The 13245-nt window shown below is 64.5% G+C and carries 14 protein-coding genes and 1 other RNA gene; 12 read left to right on the forward strand and 3 right to left on the reverse strand.

Annotated features, from left to right (window positions below):
• Positions 1 to 132 precede the first annotated feature (132 nt).
• The 3 genes from rpmG to rnpB form a co-directional block, all read right to left on the reverse strand.
• Positions 133 to 300 (reverse strand): 50S ribosomal protein L33, encoded by a 168-nt coding sequence (gene rpmG, locus DL237_RS11675; RefSeq protein WP_076648137.1) that lies wholly within the window; start codon positions 298 to 300, stop codon positions 133 to 135.
• Positions 301 to 500: 200 nt separating this feature from the next.
• On the reverse strand, positions 501 to 1241 hold the full coding sequence (locus DL237_RS11680; protein ID WP_119399242.1) for a PRC-barrel domain-containing protein: 741 nt from the start codon (positions 1239 to 1241) through the stop codon (positions 501 to 503).
• A gap of 343 nt (positions 1242 to 1584) precedes the next feature.
• Positions 1585 to 2009: RNase P RNA component class A (gene rnpB, locus DL237_RS11685), an RNA gene on the reverse strand.
• Between the two features lie 225 nt (positions 2010 to 2234).
• Between rnpB and DL237_RS11690 the strand changes: the two genes are divergently transcribed.
• The 12 genes from DL237_RS11690 to DL237_RS11745 all read left to right on the forward strand — a co-directional run bounded on the left by DL237_RS11690 (position 2235) and on the right by DL237_RS11745 (position 13209).
• Complete coding sequence (locus DL237_RS11690; RefSeq protein ID WP_119399243.1) at positions 2235 to 2690, forward strand: universal stress protein; 456 nt, start codon at positions 2235 to 2237, stop codon at positions 2688 to 2690.
• A gap of 170 nt (positions 2691 to 2860) precedes the next feature.
• The gene (locus DL237_RS11695) at positions 2861 to 3763 is read left to right on the forward strand and encodes a hypothetical protein (RefSeq protein ID WP_119399244.1); all 903 of its coding nucleotides are present in this window, start codon (positions 2861 to 2863) and stop codon (positions 3761 to 3763) included.
• A gap of 412 nt (positions 3764 to 4175) precedes the next feature.
• Positions 4176 to 4742, forward strand: coding sequence for a NifU family protein (locus DL237_RS11700; protein ID WP_119399245.1), 567 nt, complete (start codon positions 4176 to 4178; stop codon positions 4740 to 4742).
• Complete coding sequence (gene tsaB / locus DL237_RS11705) at positions 4732 to 5367, forward strand: tRNA (adenosine(37)-N6)-threonylcarbamoyltransferase complex dimerization subunit type 1 TsaB (protein WP_119399246.1); 636 nt, start codon at positions 4732 to 4734, stop codon at positions 5365 to 5367. The genes DL237_RS11700 and tsaB overlap by 11 nt, the downstream gene beginning before the upstream one ends.
• Positions 5364 to 5792 (forward strand): GNAT family N-acetyltransferase, encoded by a 429-nt coding sequence (locus tag DL237_RS11710; RefSeq protein WP_233544968.1) that lies wholly within the window; start codon positions 5364 to 5366, stop codon positions 5790 to 5792. Before tsaB ends, DL237_RS11710 begins: the two co-directional genes overlap by 4 nt.
• Positions 5793 to 5948: 156 nt before the next feature.
• Positions 5949 to 6956, forward strand: a complete 1008-nt coding sequence (locus DL237_RS11715) for a BMP family lipoprotein (protein ID WP_119399247.1) — start codon at positions 5949 to 5951, stop codon at positions 6954 to 6956.
• Positions 6957 to 7051: 95 nt separating this feature from the next.
• Positions 7052 to 8656, forward strand: coding sequence for an ABC transporter ATP-binding protein (locus DL237_RS11720; RefSeq protein ID WP_119399248.1), 1605 nt, complete (start codon positions 7052 to 7054; stop codon positions 8654 to 8656).
• A complete protein-coding gene (locus DL237_RS11725) occupies positions 8649 to 9746 on the forward strand; it encodes an ABC transporter permease (protein WP_119399249.1) in 1098 nt (365 codons plus the stop codon). Before DL237_RS11720 ends, DL237_RS11725 begins: the two co-directional genes overlap by 8 nt.
• A gap of 1 nt (position 9747) precedes the next feature.
• Positions 9748 to 10383 carry a LysE family translocator gene (locus tag DL237_RS11730; protein ID WP_119399250.1) on the forward strand — a complete coding sequence of 212 codons (636 nt, stop codon included), beginning with the start codon at positions 9748 to 9750 and terminating at the stop codon, positions 10381 to 10383.
• Positions 10384 to 10386: 3 nt separating this feature from the next.
• Complete coding sequence (locus tag DL237_RS11735) at positions 10387 to 11349, forward strand: ABC transporter permease (protein ID WP_119399251.1); 963 nt, start codon at positions 10387 to 10389, stop codon at positions 11347 to 11349.
• Between the two features lie 169 nt (positions 11350 to 11518).
• Positions 11519 to 12433, forward strand: a complete 915-nt coding sequence (locus DL237_RS11740; protein WP_119399252.1) for a sulfite exporter TauE/SafE family protein — start codon at positions 11519 to 11521, stop codon at positions 12431 to 12433.
• Positions 12433 to 13209, forward strand: coding sequence for a TIGR02186 family protein (locus DL237_RS11745; RefSeq protein ID WP_119399253.1), 777 nt, complete (start codon positions 12433 to 12435; stop codon positions 13207 to 13209). The genes DL237_RS11740 and DL237_RS11745 overlap by 1 nt, the downstream gene beginning before the upstream one ends.
• Positions 13210 to 13245: the final 36 nt, after the last annotated feature.

Genomic DNA, 13245 nt, shown 5'->3' on the forward strand with positions numbered 1-13245 from the left:
CAGGGGTCCTTGTCTCAGATCCGCCTGGCGGATCGGCAGGGGGAGGGGGGGTGAGACAGGGCGCGGCCCGAAAATAGAAAAAGCCGCGCTCTGTGGCGCGGCTTTTGCATGGTCTTCTAAGGTTTTAAGATCTTACTTGATCTTGCCTTCCTTGTACTCGACATGCTTGCGCACCACCGGATCGAACTTTCGTACGGTCATCTTTTCGGTCATGGTACGAGCGTTCTTTTTGGTCACGTAGAAATGGCCCGTGCCCGCGGTCGAGTTAAGACGGATCTTGATGGTCGTCGGCTTCGCCATTTTTCATCTCCTACTGCGGGCGCACCTGTGCACGCCTGCGAAATCTCATGAGGACCGCCTTTTACCCGGAAGCGCCCCCGAGTCAACCACCCATTCGGGGATTCTTCGCGCAAAAGCGTATTCTTTCTGGAAAACGTGAAAAAGGGCAGCCAAAGCTGCCCCCTTCCCTACCCTGTGACGGGTCGCATCATCCGCGCGTCTTATTGCACGGGTGCGGCGTCCATGGTGCCCGAACCGGTGCCTTCGGACTGCATCGCGGCGTTGTCGGCCTCACGCTGCTGCGCTTCGGCGGTGACGAACTCCGGTGCGGCCTTCAGGTCTTCCTCGGTGGCCGAGGTGATCAGGCGCGGGTTGCCGGCGTCGTCGTTGACAACATCCAGGCTGGCCATCTCGATGGCGACGTGTTTTTCGCCCAGGCCGAGGAAGCCGCCGACGCCGATCACGACGCCCTTGACGGTGCCGTCCATGCCGATGATCAGGTCATCAATATCGCCGACGGTTGCATCCGTGCCGTTGAACACGGTCGCACCGATCAGATCGTCCGCCAGGATCGTGTCGTCATCCTGCATGGTGATCTGGCCATCGACCGGCTTGGCGGGCTCTTCCGCTTCGGCCATGTCTTCGGCTGCGGGGTCGGCCGTCATCGCGTCACCGGCAGCCATGTCGGTGCTGTCGTCCATCGGCGCTTCGCCGGCGGCCATGTCGCTTTCGCCATCCACCGGGGCTGCGGGATCGGTGGCCGTGTCTGCGGCCATGTCATCCTTGGCGTCGGCTTTCGGCATCTCGGTGCCGGTCTGCGCGTCGGCAGTCGCCTCGGCAGAGGCTTCGGGTTTCTTCACTTCGGCGCCCGTGTCGGCGGTCTGCGCATAGCCCGCGATCGGGGCTGCGGCGATCATTGCGATAAGGGCGGCGCGGCTGGTGGTCTTGAACAGATTGGTCATGTCTACTCCTCCTTAAGGGGCATCTCCCGCCTGTCGCATGTCCGGGCCATTTCGTCTGGCCGTTCGCGGCGGGGTCGAGTTGCGTATGGAGAAGCAACGACCCATCACCGCCGCGTGTTCCAAACGATCTCACCACCCGCGCCCCGTGCATCGCCGTTATGCGCGGAAACTGGCGCATGGCCCTGCGCGCATCGGCGGGTTCCCTCTCAATACGCCCTCCCCGTCGTTTTCTTGGCCCCCGCACAGGGACCGCACCCCCGACCAGCGCCACCACACGGGCCAACCGGCGCCCGGCCGCGCCCCGTGCCAGATCCCGGTGTGCTTCCAGTTGCCGATGTGATGAACGCGCGGAGGGCCTGTAAGCCGGATTTTGTTCCCCGGCCCGTCTCCGGAACCGGTTCGATGACCATTCATCTCGGCCCGCGGTTACCCGCGCGCCTCTAGCTGCCAACCCGGATCTCCAGGCCAAGGCGGCCTTGCGGCGTCACCCCCGAGGGTGACCCGCCCGAGATCCCTATTCGGCATTGCTCCCGGTGGGGCTTGCCGTGCCGGTCCGGTTACCCGTCCCGCGGTGCGCTCTTACCGCACCGTTTCACCCTTACCCTGACCGTTCCTGCGAACCTGGCCCATGCGGGCCGATCAGGGCGGTCTCTTCTCTGTGGCGCTTTCCCTGGGGTTGCCCCCGCCGGGCGTTACCCGGCACCGTTGCCTTGTGGAGTCCGGACTTTCCTCGAAGGCTTGCACCCCCGCGGCCATCCGGCCCTCCGCGCGAGGGCTGCCTTAGCCGTTTCTGCGCCCTCCGGTCAATCGCCTTCGACAGCGACGGCGCGACACTCCTAAACATACGCGCCCGCTTCCCTAAACATACGCGCCCGCTGCGATCTGCGGCATCCCCTGCGCGCGGCGCATTGCCCCGGCGGCGAATTCCCGTTCAATTCCCGTTGCCGCGCCCGGAGGTTTCCGTCATGATCCCGCATCGTAAAGGAAGACATCATGCGCAAGTTCCTCGTCATCCTCGATGACAGCCGCGAATGCCTCAACGCCATGCGGTTTGCCGCGATGCGTGCCGCCAACAGCGGCGGTGGCGTCGCCATCCTGTCGATCATCTCGCCCGACGAATTCAATCACTGGATCGGCGTTGGCGACATCATGCGCGCCGAGGCCCGCGAACGGATCGAGGCACATTTCGAGGTTTTCGCGAAATGGATGCGCGACCGCCAGAACATCGACCCCGAGCTGGTGGTGCGCGAAGGCGAACCCTACGAACAGATCCTTGCCCAGATCAAGGACGACCCCGAAATCGGCGTGCTGGTGCTCGGCGCCTCGACCGGAAAGGGCGGGCCGGGCCCGCTGGTCAACCAGATGTCGCGCAACGCAGGCTCTCTGCCCGTGCCGATCACCATCGTCCCCGAAGATCTCTCCAAGGAGCGTCTGGAGGCGATCACCTGACCCGTTCCGCCACCCGTCAACCGCACTTGCAGGCACCGCCTGACCCCGCGACGGGCCGGTCATCGCCAGCGCCCGCATCGCGCCGCGCCACAGCACGCCTTTCAAACATGCGCTGCACGCCCTTGGCCGGGGCGCCTGCACCCCACATCCCCATGAAAGGAACCGGCCCGGTGCCTCTCTGGCGGCTCACCCTGCCGATGCTGGCCTTGCTGCTGTCACCGGCGTTCCTGGCCTCGCCCCTGCCTGCCGCCGCGCAAACCTCCGTCCCCATGGCCGATGCTCCGGCCTCTCCGACCCAGCCCAGCCAGGCCCCCGCGCCGGTGGACCTGTCGCACCCCTTCGACGCCAGCGCCTTCACCGCCGACGAGCTGGAATTCCTGCAACGTGCCCTCATCTTTACCGGCGACTATACCGGCGTGGCCGATGGCCAGTGGCGCATCGACAGCGACGACGCATTGATCGGCTACGTCGCCCGCCAGTTCGGTAGCGTGAAACCCACCCTGCGCGACGCTGGCGTCCTGGCCGAACGATTTTCGGCCGAGGTTGCGCGCAACGATTGGGTCAATCTCTATGCGCCGGACATCGACCTCAGCTTTACCTACCCCCGTGCCCTCGTCACGCAGGACGATACCGGCGGCGGCTACGATGACCACCTGGCGCACGACCGGGTGTTCTTTCGCATCATCCGCACCGACCGGCAGGCGACGCTGGACATGCACGCGGCCCTTCAGGCCGGCATCGACAGATCCGACCTGCATGGCCACCGAGAGACCGACAGGTCGGCCAGCACGAACGGCTATCTGCCCGGCGGTCGCTGGGCCTATCTGAACAGCACCTTCGGCACGCCGCTGGACACCTCGGTCGTCATCCGCGCCGCGCCGGGCGATCTGACCCGCGCCCGCCTGATCGCCAGCGCGGCCCGCCCCGGTCGCCACGCCGCACCGCAGATTCACCCCGGCAGCCTGCTCGACCGAATTCTCGCCGCGCACCCCGACCTGTCGGATGCGCGCTATTCCGTCCCCTCGCCCCGCCGGGTCGACGACCCGGCTGCCCCGGTGGACCAGCCGCTCTAGACCGCCTGCATCAGAGGTCGGCTCCCCCGCCCCGGTTCCAGGAACGCGCCCGAACACATGGCTTCGACAGGCACGCTTCGCCCCCCTGATCCCGCCCGGCCGTCTGGCCCCCGCTCCTCCGCCCCCCGCGCCTTCGCGCCTCCGCTCTTGCCGCCCACATTCCTACCGCGCGGCCAGGACGTGCGGACACCGGCGTGTCACCCCTGCCCCCTTGGCACCCCGTTCGGGACCATCCCATGGCGGCCCGCCGGTGGCGACGATGCACCGCTCGGTGTCCGTCACGATACCGACAGGATACCGACGTTGCAGATTGGTCCGTTTTAACGCCGCGACAGAATTTAGAACGGCTCTAAATCTTGACAGTTCGGGTCGAAGGGCGCATATCGGTGGCCAGACAGAAAAGGGTCCGCAGATGTTCATCCAGACCGAATCCACACCCAACCCCGCCACGCTGAAGTTCCTGCCCGGCCAGACCGTGCTGGACGCGGGCACCGCAGATTTTCCCTCGGCCACAGCCGCCGAAAAGTCTCCGCTGGCCGCCCGCCTGTTCGGCGTCGATGGCGTGACGGGGATCTTCTTCGGCAACGATTTCGTCACCGTGACCAAATCCGACGCCAGCGAATGGGACCACCTGAAGCCCGCCCTGCTGGGCGCGATCATGGAACATTTCCAATCCGGTCAACCGGTTATGGCCGGAAACGAGGCGCCAGTCGCATCGGGTCATGCCACCCATGACGGCCCCGATGGCGAAATCGTCGGCCAGATCAAGGAACTGCTGGACACCCGCGTACGGCCCGCCGTGGCGCAGGATGGCGGGGACATCACCTTCCACGGCTTTGATCGGGGCGTTGTCTATCTGCACATGCAGGGCGCCTGTGCCGGTTGCCCCTCCTCGACCCTGACGCTGAAGATGGGGATCGAGAACCTGCTGCGTCACTACATCCCCGAAGTGACCGAGGTTCGCCCTGTTGCCGTCTGAGACGCTGATACTGGCATTCGACACATCGGCCGCGCATTGCGCGGCCGCTTTGCTGTCTGGCGACAGGGTTCTGGCCGAAGCCCGCGAAGACATGGCCCGTGGGCAGGCGGAACGCCTTGTTCCCCTTCTGGAACAGGTACTTAGGGAAGGCGGGCATGACTGGCCCGACCTCTCGGCGCTGGCCGTTGGCACGGGTCCGGGCAATTTCACCGGCATTCGCATCGCCGTTTCGCTGGCCCGTGGCCTGTCCCTCGGCCTGTCGATCCCCGCCATCGGCGTTACCGGGTTCGAGGCCCTGTCGCAGGGCCAGGCGCTGCCCCATCTCGCCACCCTGCCCGCCCCGCGTGACCACCTCTATGGCCAGCTGCGCAGCGCCTCGGGCGCCTCTGCCCCGCAGATGTTCCCAGCCGATCAGATCCCCGCCGACCTGCACCCTGCGAACATCCCGCTGATCGGCGCCGCCCCCGGTGCCACCCCCGGCCCGGCCAACCCCGCGCCCGCCATTGCCCGCATCGCCCGGGCGCGCCTCGCCCTGGGTCATCCCACGCCGCCGCCCGCGCCGGTTTACCTGCGTCCGGCAGATGCCGCGCCGCCCCGCGACGCGCCGCCACGGATCATTGCGTGACGCCGCCGCATTTGCCGCCCGCCGAGCTGGCGCGGATCCACGCGGCCAGTTTCACCACCCCGCGCCCCTGGTCCGAGGCTGAGTTGACTCAGCTTCTGGCTGATTCTGCCTGTTTTCTCGTCACTTCCGCCCAAGGTTTCCTACTGGCCCGCGCCGTTCTGGACGAAGCGGAAATCTTGACGCTCGCCATTGATCCGGTTGCACGCAGACAGGGCCAGGCCCGCGCGCTTATTCATGATTTTGAAGGCATTTGTCGCGCGAAAGGCGTTGAAAACGCCTATCTTGAGGTCGCAGCCGACAACACCGCCGCCCTTGCGCTCTATCACGCGGCAGGTTTTGTCGTGAAAGGTCGGCGCCCTCGGTACTACCGCAGCCCGGAAGGCACCTTGAAAGACGCTGAAATCATGGGCAAAGTGATCGCATGACGCTGCGAAACCACGGTGTTTTCTCTACCAAACGGTCAGAGAATGCTATTGACCGGCGTCTGACCCTCTGTCCTAACTCGGTCTGATCATTCCGATCTGCAATGCCAATGGCCGCCGGACAAATCAACGAACGGCCAAGCAACTGGGAGACCCCGCATGACCCTGATGACCAAATTTATGAGCGCGGCTGCAACCGGCCTCGCGCTGGCGGCAACCTCTGCCGTCGCAGACCCCGCACTGATCTACGATCTCGGCGGCAAGTTCGACAAATCCTTCAACGAAGCGGCGTTCAACGGCGCGACCAAATGGGCCGAAGAAACCGGCGGCTCGTTCAAGGACATCGAAATCACCTCCGAAGCCCAGCGTGAACAGGCGCTGCGCGGCTTTGCCGAGAAAGGCTTCAACCCGGTCATCACCACCGGCTTCTCCTTCTCGACCCCGATCGCGAACATCGCGGCCGACTACCCCGATATCAACTTCGTCACCATCGACGGCTACGTCGATCCGGCCGAACATCCCAACGTCCTTTCGGTTCTCTTCTCCGAAGGCGAAGGCTCCTACCTCGTCGGTATGCTCGCCGCGATGGAAAGCAAGACCGGCACCGTGTCCTTCGTCGGCGGCATGGACATCCCGCTGATCCGCAAATTCGCCTGCGGCTATGCCCAGGGTGCCAAGGCCGTGAACCCCGACATCAACGTGATCTCGAACATGACCGGCACCGATCCGACCGCATGGAACGATCCGGTCAAAGGGTCCGAGCTGACCAAAGCCCAGGTCGACCAGGGCTCTGACGTGATCTTTGCCGCCGCTGGCGCAACCGGCCTCGGCGTTCTGCAAACCGCGGCCGACAACGACGTGTTCGGCATCGGCGTCGATTCCAACCAGAACTACCTGCACCCCGGCAACATGCTGACCTCGATGCTGAAACGCGTCGACGTGGCGGTTGCCGACGCGATGACCGCGGGCGAAGACCTGGAAACCGGCGTCAAGGTTCTGGGCCTGGCCCAGGACGGTGTCGGCTACGCGATGGACGAATACAACGCGGACCTGATCACGGATGAGATGAAGAGCGCCGTCGAAGACGCGAAGGCCAAGATCATCTCGGGCGAAATCCTGGTGCACGACTACACCGCGGACGATACCTGCCCGGCACTCAGCTTCTGATCTGACCCAAGCGGGGCCTGCGTGGCCCCGCCTCTTTTCACAGGGGTCGCGCCGGTCGCGGTCCCTGTTTCCATTCGCACTTCGGGACGCCCCACATGACAGATTCCGCCCCCGCCATCGAACTCAAGGGGATTTCCAAGGCCTTTGGCCCGGTGCAGGCGAACAAGGACATTTCCATCCGCGTGATGCCCGGCACGATCCATGGCATCATCGGTGAAAACGGCGCCGGAAAATCCACCCTGATGTCCATCCTCTACGGTTTTTACAAGGCCGACGCAGGCGAGGTCTGGATCAACGGCAAGAAGACCACCATCAACGACAGCCAGGACGCGATTGCCGCCGGCATCGGCATGGTCTTCCAGCACTTCAAGCTGGTCGAGAATTTCTCGGTCGTGGAAAACGTCATTCTCGGTGCCGAAGACGGTGCCTTTCTGCGCCCCTCCATTTCCAAGGCCCGCAAGAGCCTCAAGAAACTTGCCGATGAATACGAACTCTCGGTCGATCCCGACGCCCTGATCGAACATCTCTCCGTTGGCCACCAGCAGCGGGTCGAGATTCTCAAGGCGCTGTACCGCGAGGCGGACATCCTGATTCTGGATGAACCGACCGGCGTGCTGACCCCGGCCGAGGCCGACCACCTGTTCCGCATCCTCGACAACCTGCGCAAAGAGGGCAAGACGATCATCCTGATCACCCACAAGCTGCGCGAGATCATGGAGATCACCGACACCGTTTCCGTGATGCGGCGCGGAGAGATGACGGCGACCGTCAAGACCGCCGAAACCTCGCCCGAGCATCTGGCGGAACTGATGGTGGGGCGCAAGGTGCTGCTGCGCGTCGACAAGGTGCCCGCGAAACCGGGCGAGACGGTCCTGTCGGTCAAGGACCTGCGCGTCACCGACGACAAGGGGGTCGAGCGGGTCAAGGGTGTGTCCTTCGATATCCGCGCGGGCGAGATCCTCGGCATTGCCGGCGTCGCAGGCAACGGCCAGTCCGAAGTGATGAATGTCCTTGGCGGCATCATGAACGCCACCGGTTCGATCACCATGAACGGCAAGCCGCTGCCGCTGTCGGGCAAGGCCGCAGATGGTCAATCGCGGCGCGCCAGCGGTATCGCGCATGTGCCCGAGGATCGCCAGCGTGAAGGCCTGATCATGGAGTTCACGGCCTGGGAAAACACCGTTTTCGGCTATCACCTCGACCCCCAGTGGCAATCTGGCCCGCTGATGAACAACGCCGCGATCCAGAACGAGGCGGCGGGCAAGATGGAGCGTTTCGACGTGCGCCCGCCCGACCCGAACCTGAAAGCCAAGAGCTTTTCCGGCGGCAACCAGCAGAAAGTCGTTCTCGCACGCGAGATCGAGCGGAACCCCGACCTGTTGCTGGTCGGCCAGCCGACGCGTGGCGTCGACATCGGCGCCATCGAATTCATCCACCAGGAAATCGTGCGCCTGCGCGACCAGGGCAAGGCGATCCTGCTTGTCTCGGTCGAGCTGGACGAGATCATGTCCCTGTCCGACCGCATTGCGGTGATGTTTGACGGCAAGATCATGGGCCTGCGCGAACCCGCCACCACCGACGAACGCGAACTTGGCCTGCTGATGGCCGGGATCTCGGGCGAGCCGGGCACAGATGACTGGAAGGCGGTCGAAGACAACCTCACCGCCCTCGAACATGGAGAGACCCCGACACATGGATAGGATGCCCGCCTGGGCCGATGTGGTCCTGATCCCGCTGATTTCGCTGGTACTGGCGGCGATCCTTTCTGCCCTGGCGATCCTCGCCATCGGGGAAAGCCCGGCCGAAGCGTTTTACCTGATGGTCGACGGGGCGCTGATGCGCTCCTCCGGCTGGGGATACACGCTCTATTACGCGACCAACTTCATCTTTACCGGCCTCGCCGTCTCCGTCGCCTTTCATGCCAAGCTGTTCAACATCGGTGGCGAAGGTCAGGCCGCGCTCGGCAGTCTCGGCGTGGCATTGGTCTGCCTCTATATCCCCTGGCCGCATTGGTCGCTGGCCCTGCTCGGCTCCGCCGTTGGCGCCGCGGCCTTTGGCGCACTCTGGGCGCTGATCCCGGCCTACCTTCAGGCCAAACGGGGCAGCCATATCGTGATCACCACGATCATGTTCAACTTCATCGCCGCCGCCCTGCTGAATTACCTTCTGGTGAACGTGCTGCGCCCCGTCGGCGCGATGGAGCCCGCCTCGGCCAGCTTCGCCGCCGCCACGCACTTGCCGACCTTCCAGTCAATGTTCTCGTCCGAGGGCAGCACGCTGTTCCGCGGCTCGCCCGCAAACATCTCGTTCTTCATCGCGCTGATCGCCTGTGTGTTCGTCTGGCTGCTGATCTGGCGGTCCAAGCTGGGTTACGAAATCCGCAGCCAGGGCTTTTCGGAAAGCGGCGCGAAATATGCCGGGATCTCGCCCTCGCGCATCATCATCATCGCCATGCTGATCTCCGGGGCGCTGTCGGGCATGATGGGCGTCAATGCGACCCAAGGCGCCGCCGAGCGCCTGATCCTGAATTCTGCCGAAGGCGCGGGCTTTATCGGCATCGCCGTCGCCCTGATGGGACGCAACCACCCCTTCGGCGTGCTGCTGGCATCGCTGCTGTTCGGTTTCCTCTACCAGGGTGGCGCGGAACTGGCGATGTGGACGTCGATTCCGCGTGAGCTGATCATCGTCATCCAGGCGCTGGTGATCCTGTTCACCGGTGCGCTCGACAACATGGTGCGCTGGCCGCTCGAAAGCCTGTTCGCCGGCCTGCGCCGTCGCAAGGAGGGCTGAGATGGACGATTTCGCCTTCTACCTGCCGCGCTTTGTCGCCGCCTTTTCGATCCTGACCTTCGCGGCGGTGTCGCCCGGCCCGGCGGTGGCCTTCCTGCTCGGCGTTTCAGCCTCGCGCGGGCGGGGGGCGGCGCTGATCGCGACCAGCGGTATCGCCCTCGGCTCCTCAACCATCAACGTGCTAACCCTGCTGGGCGTCGGCCTGCTGCTGTCGCAGATCGCCTGGGCGATGGAGCTGTTGCGCCTGATCGGGGCGGCCTATCTGCTCTGGATGGCTTACGGCGCACTGCGCAAGGCCATCCACCCGCCCCGGATCGAAGCGGCCCCCCTTGAACCCGCCAGCGCGCACCGCCTGTTCGCCGCCGGATACCTGATGCAGGTCACCAACCCAAAAGCCATCGCCTTCTGGCTGGCCATCGCGTCGGTCGGGGCGACGCAGGGCGGCGGACCGTTGGTCGTTGCGGCCTTCATTGCGTGCTCTTTCGTCATATCCTTCACCTGCCACGCCGCCTGGGCGCTGGTGCTCTCGGCCGCGCCGGTGCGCGCGGCCTACGCCCGCGGACGTCGCTGGATCGAAGGGGCCCTCGGCGCCTTCTTCTGCTTCGCCGCCTGGAAAATCGCCGTTTCGGAGAGCTGACAAATGGACCTCAATACCCTTCTCCAAGTCCTCGATTCCACTGTCCGCCTCGGCACGCCGCTGCTGCTGATGTGCTTGGCGGGGCTGTTTTCCGAACGCGCCGGCATCGTTGACATCGGGCTTGAGGGCAAGGCCCTGGTTGCCGCCTTTTTCTCGGCGTCGATTGCCTATACCACCGGCTTGGTCTGGATCGGTCTGTTGGCGGGGATCGCGGCGTCGATGGTGCTGTCGATGATCCACGGCATTGCCTCGATCACCTTTCGCGGCAATCAGCTTATCTCGGGCGTGGCGCTGAACTTTCTTGCCTCGGGGCTGACGGTTCTGATCGCACAGGACTGGTTCGGCCAGGGCGGGCGGACACCGTCGCTGGGGGATGTGCGCTTTCCCGCCCTGACCTTGCCGTTCGCCGATGCCCTGCGCTCGGTCCCCGTGATCGGCCCGATCTACTATGATCTGATTTCTGGCCATTCGATCCTGGTCTACGTCGCCTTCCTCTGCGTGCCGCTGACATGGTGGGTGCTGTATCGCACGCGCTTCGGTCTGCGCCTGCGCGCCGTCGGTGAAAACCCCGCCGCGGTCGATACCGCCGGCATCTCGGTCGTGCGACTGCGGTTTTCCGCCATCGTCATCGCGGGTGTGCTCTGCGGGCTTGCCGGCAGCTACCTTGCCACCGCACTTCAGGCGGGCTTCGTCAAGGAGATGACGGCGGGCCGGGGCTATATCGCGCTGGCCGCGCTGATCTTTGCAAAATGGCGGCCCTGGTATGCCCTGTCAGCGACGATGCTGTTCGGCCTGCTGCAAGCCGTGGCGCTGCGGTATCAGAACATAGACCTCGGCGGTGTCGTCATCCCCGTGCAGTTCATGAACGCCCTGCCCTACATCCTGACGATCGTGATCCTGGCCGGCTTTGTCGGCGCCGCGAACCCGCCGCGCGCGGGCGGCGATCCCTACGTCAAGGAACGCTGACCGCCACCCGTGGCGGCAGCCCGATGCAGAGACGCCCCAAATCGGCCCGAGGTGCTTGCCCCTCGGGCCGATTTGCGTTTGATGTGTTTGCGAATGCAATTAATGCCGCGCAAGCAAAAGAGCGTTAGGCTGGCGGTACCGCAATCCGCCACTCCCGCTAGGACTGACCATGCAAGTGTACCTTCCGATCGCAGAAATATCGGTCAACGCCTTCCTCTTGCTCGGGCTGGGGGGCATCGTCGGAGTCCTGTCGGGCATGTTCGGTGTCGGGGGTGGATTTCTGATCACACCGCTGTTGTTCTTTGTCGGCATTCCGCCAGCAGTGGCCGTGGCCACATCGGCCAATCAGATCGTCGCCTCCTCCGTTTCCGGCCTGTTCGCGCATCTCAAGCGCAAGACGGTTGATCTGCGCATGGGCGGAATATTGCAGCTGGGCGGGCTGTGCGGCGCTGCGGTCGGCGTCGCGCTGTTCAACTGGCTCAAGCAGCTGGGGCAGGTCGATCTGCTGGTGAACCTCTGCTACGTGGTCTTCCTCGGTGCCATCGGGATGCTGATGTTCGTCGAAAGCCTCAATGCCATTCGCCGCGCAGGCAAGGTGACGGTGGGCAAACCCCGCCGCAAGCAACGCGGTTGGGTGCAAACCTGGCCGCTGAAAATGCGCTTTCGCACCTCGGGCCTCTATATCTCGATCATCCCCCCCATCCTGGTCGGGTTCAGCGTCGGCATCCTGTCGGCGGTGATGGGCGTCGGCGGCGGCTTTATCATGGTGCCCGCGATGATCTACATCCTTCACATGCCCACCAAGGTCGTCATTGGCACGTCACTGTTCCAGATCATCTTCGTCGCCGCCTTCACCACATTTCTGCATGCTGTCACCTTTCACACCGTGGATATCGCGCTGGCGCTGTTCCTGCTGATCGGTGGCGTCATCGGTGCACAGTTCGGCACGCGCATCGGGGCCCGGATGAAGGCCGAACAACTGCGCATCCTGCTGGCGCTGCTGGTCCTGGCGGTCTGTGGCAAGCTCGCCTTCGACCTGGTTGCGCCACCGAACGACATCTACTCCATCGCGGATCTGAACTGATGCGCGCCCGTGCCCTCCTCGCCGCGCTGGTCCTTGCCCTGCTGCCCGCCACCCTAGCCACCGCGCAGGACGAGGAGGTGGTTCTCGGCCTCAGCCAGAACCGCGTTGCCATCAATGCCAATTTCGACGGCTCGGAAATCCTGATCTTCGGGGCGGTCAAACGCGACGCGGTGCCGATCCTGCCTGCGCTCGACGTCATCGTCACCGTCGCCGGCCCCAACGAACCGCTCAAGGTCATGCGCAAGGAACGGCGCGCCGGAATCTGGGTGAACACCGATCAGGTGACGATCCGCCAGGCCCCCAGCTTCTATGCCGTGTCGACCACGCAACCGCTCAGTCAGATCCTGACCCAGACCGAGGACCTGCGGCATCGTATCTCGATCCCGCGTGCCATCCGCTCGATCACCTCTGGCGACGACGTGCTGGACGAAGACAACTTCGTCAACGCCCTGATCCGGTTGCGCGAACAGCAAGGCACCTACCTGATGCAGGAAAAGGCCGTGCGACTGGATGAACAGACCCTGTTCAATACCCGCGTCGCCCTGCCCTCGAACCTGACCGAGGGTGTCTATCGCGTCGATGTCTACCTGCTGCGCGAAGGCAGGGTGATCACCAGCTATGAAACCGCGCTGCGTGTCGGCAAGGTCGGGCTGGAACAATGGCTCTATGCGCTGGCCCACGAACAGGCGCTGGCCTATGCACTGCTGGCCATTTTCATCGCCGTGATCTCAGGTTGGGCGGCATCCGAAGTGTTCCGCCTGATCCGCAACCAGTAATCGGGCGGGCTGGCGGCCGTTGGGTCACGGGGCGGC

Source organism: Pseudooceanicola sediminis (assembly GCF_003575965.1).
Classification (GTDB): domain Bacteria; phylum Pseudomonadota; class Alphaproteobacteria; order Rhodobacterales; family Rhodobacteraceae; genus Pseudooceanicola; species Pseudooceanicola sediminis.

Excerpts from the sequence above, each read along its gene's own strand:
- DL237_RS11730 (WP_119399250.1), top strand. The coding sequence starts at position 9,748 with ATGGACGATTTCGCCTTCTACCTGCCGCGCTTTGTCGCCGCCTTTTCG.
- DL237_RS11740 (WP_119399252.1), top strand. The coding sequence starts at position 11,519 with ATGCAAGTGTACCTTCCGATCGCAGAAATATCGGTCAACGCCTTCCTC.
- DL237_RS11725 (WP_119399249.1), top strand. The coding sequence starts at position 8,649 with ATGGATAGGATGCCCGCCTGGGCCGATGTGGTCCTGATCCCGCTGATT.
- DL237_RS11690 (WP_119399243.1), top strand. The coding sequence starts at position 2,235 with ATGCGCAAGTTCCTCGTCATCCTCGATGACAGCCGCGAATGCCTCAAC.
- DL237_RS11715 (WP_119399247.1), top strand. The coding sequence starts at position 5,949 with ATGACCCTGATGACCAAATTTATGAGCGCGGCTGCAACCGGCCTCGCG.
- rpmG (WP_076648137.1), bottom strand. The coding sequence starts at position 300 with ATGGCGAAGCCGACGACCATCAAGATCCGTCTTAACTCGACCGCGGGC.
- DL237_RS11700 (WP_119399245.1), top strand. The coding sequence starts at position 4,176 with ATGTTCATCCAGACCGAATCCACACCCAACCCCGCCACGCTGAAGTTC.
- DL237_RS11680 (WP_119399242.1), bottom strand. The coding sequence starts at position 1,241 with ATGACCAATCTGTTCAAGACCACCAGCCGCGCCGCCCTTATCGCAATG.
- DL237_RS11735 (WP_119399251.1), top strand. The coding sequence starts at position 10,387 with ATGGACCTCAATACCCTTCTCCAAGTCCTCGATTCCACTGTCCGCCTC.
- DL237_RS11720 (WP_119399248.1), top strand. The coding sequence starts at position 7,052 with ATGACAGATTCCGCCCCCGCCATCGAACTCAAGGGGATTTCCAAGGCC.
- DL237_RS11745 (WP_119399253.1), top strand. The coding sequence starts at position 12,433 with ATGCGCGCCCGTGCCCTCCTCGCCGCGCTGGTCCTTGCCCTGCTGCCC.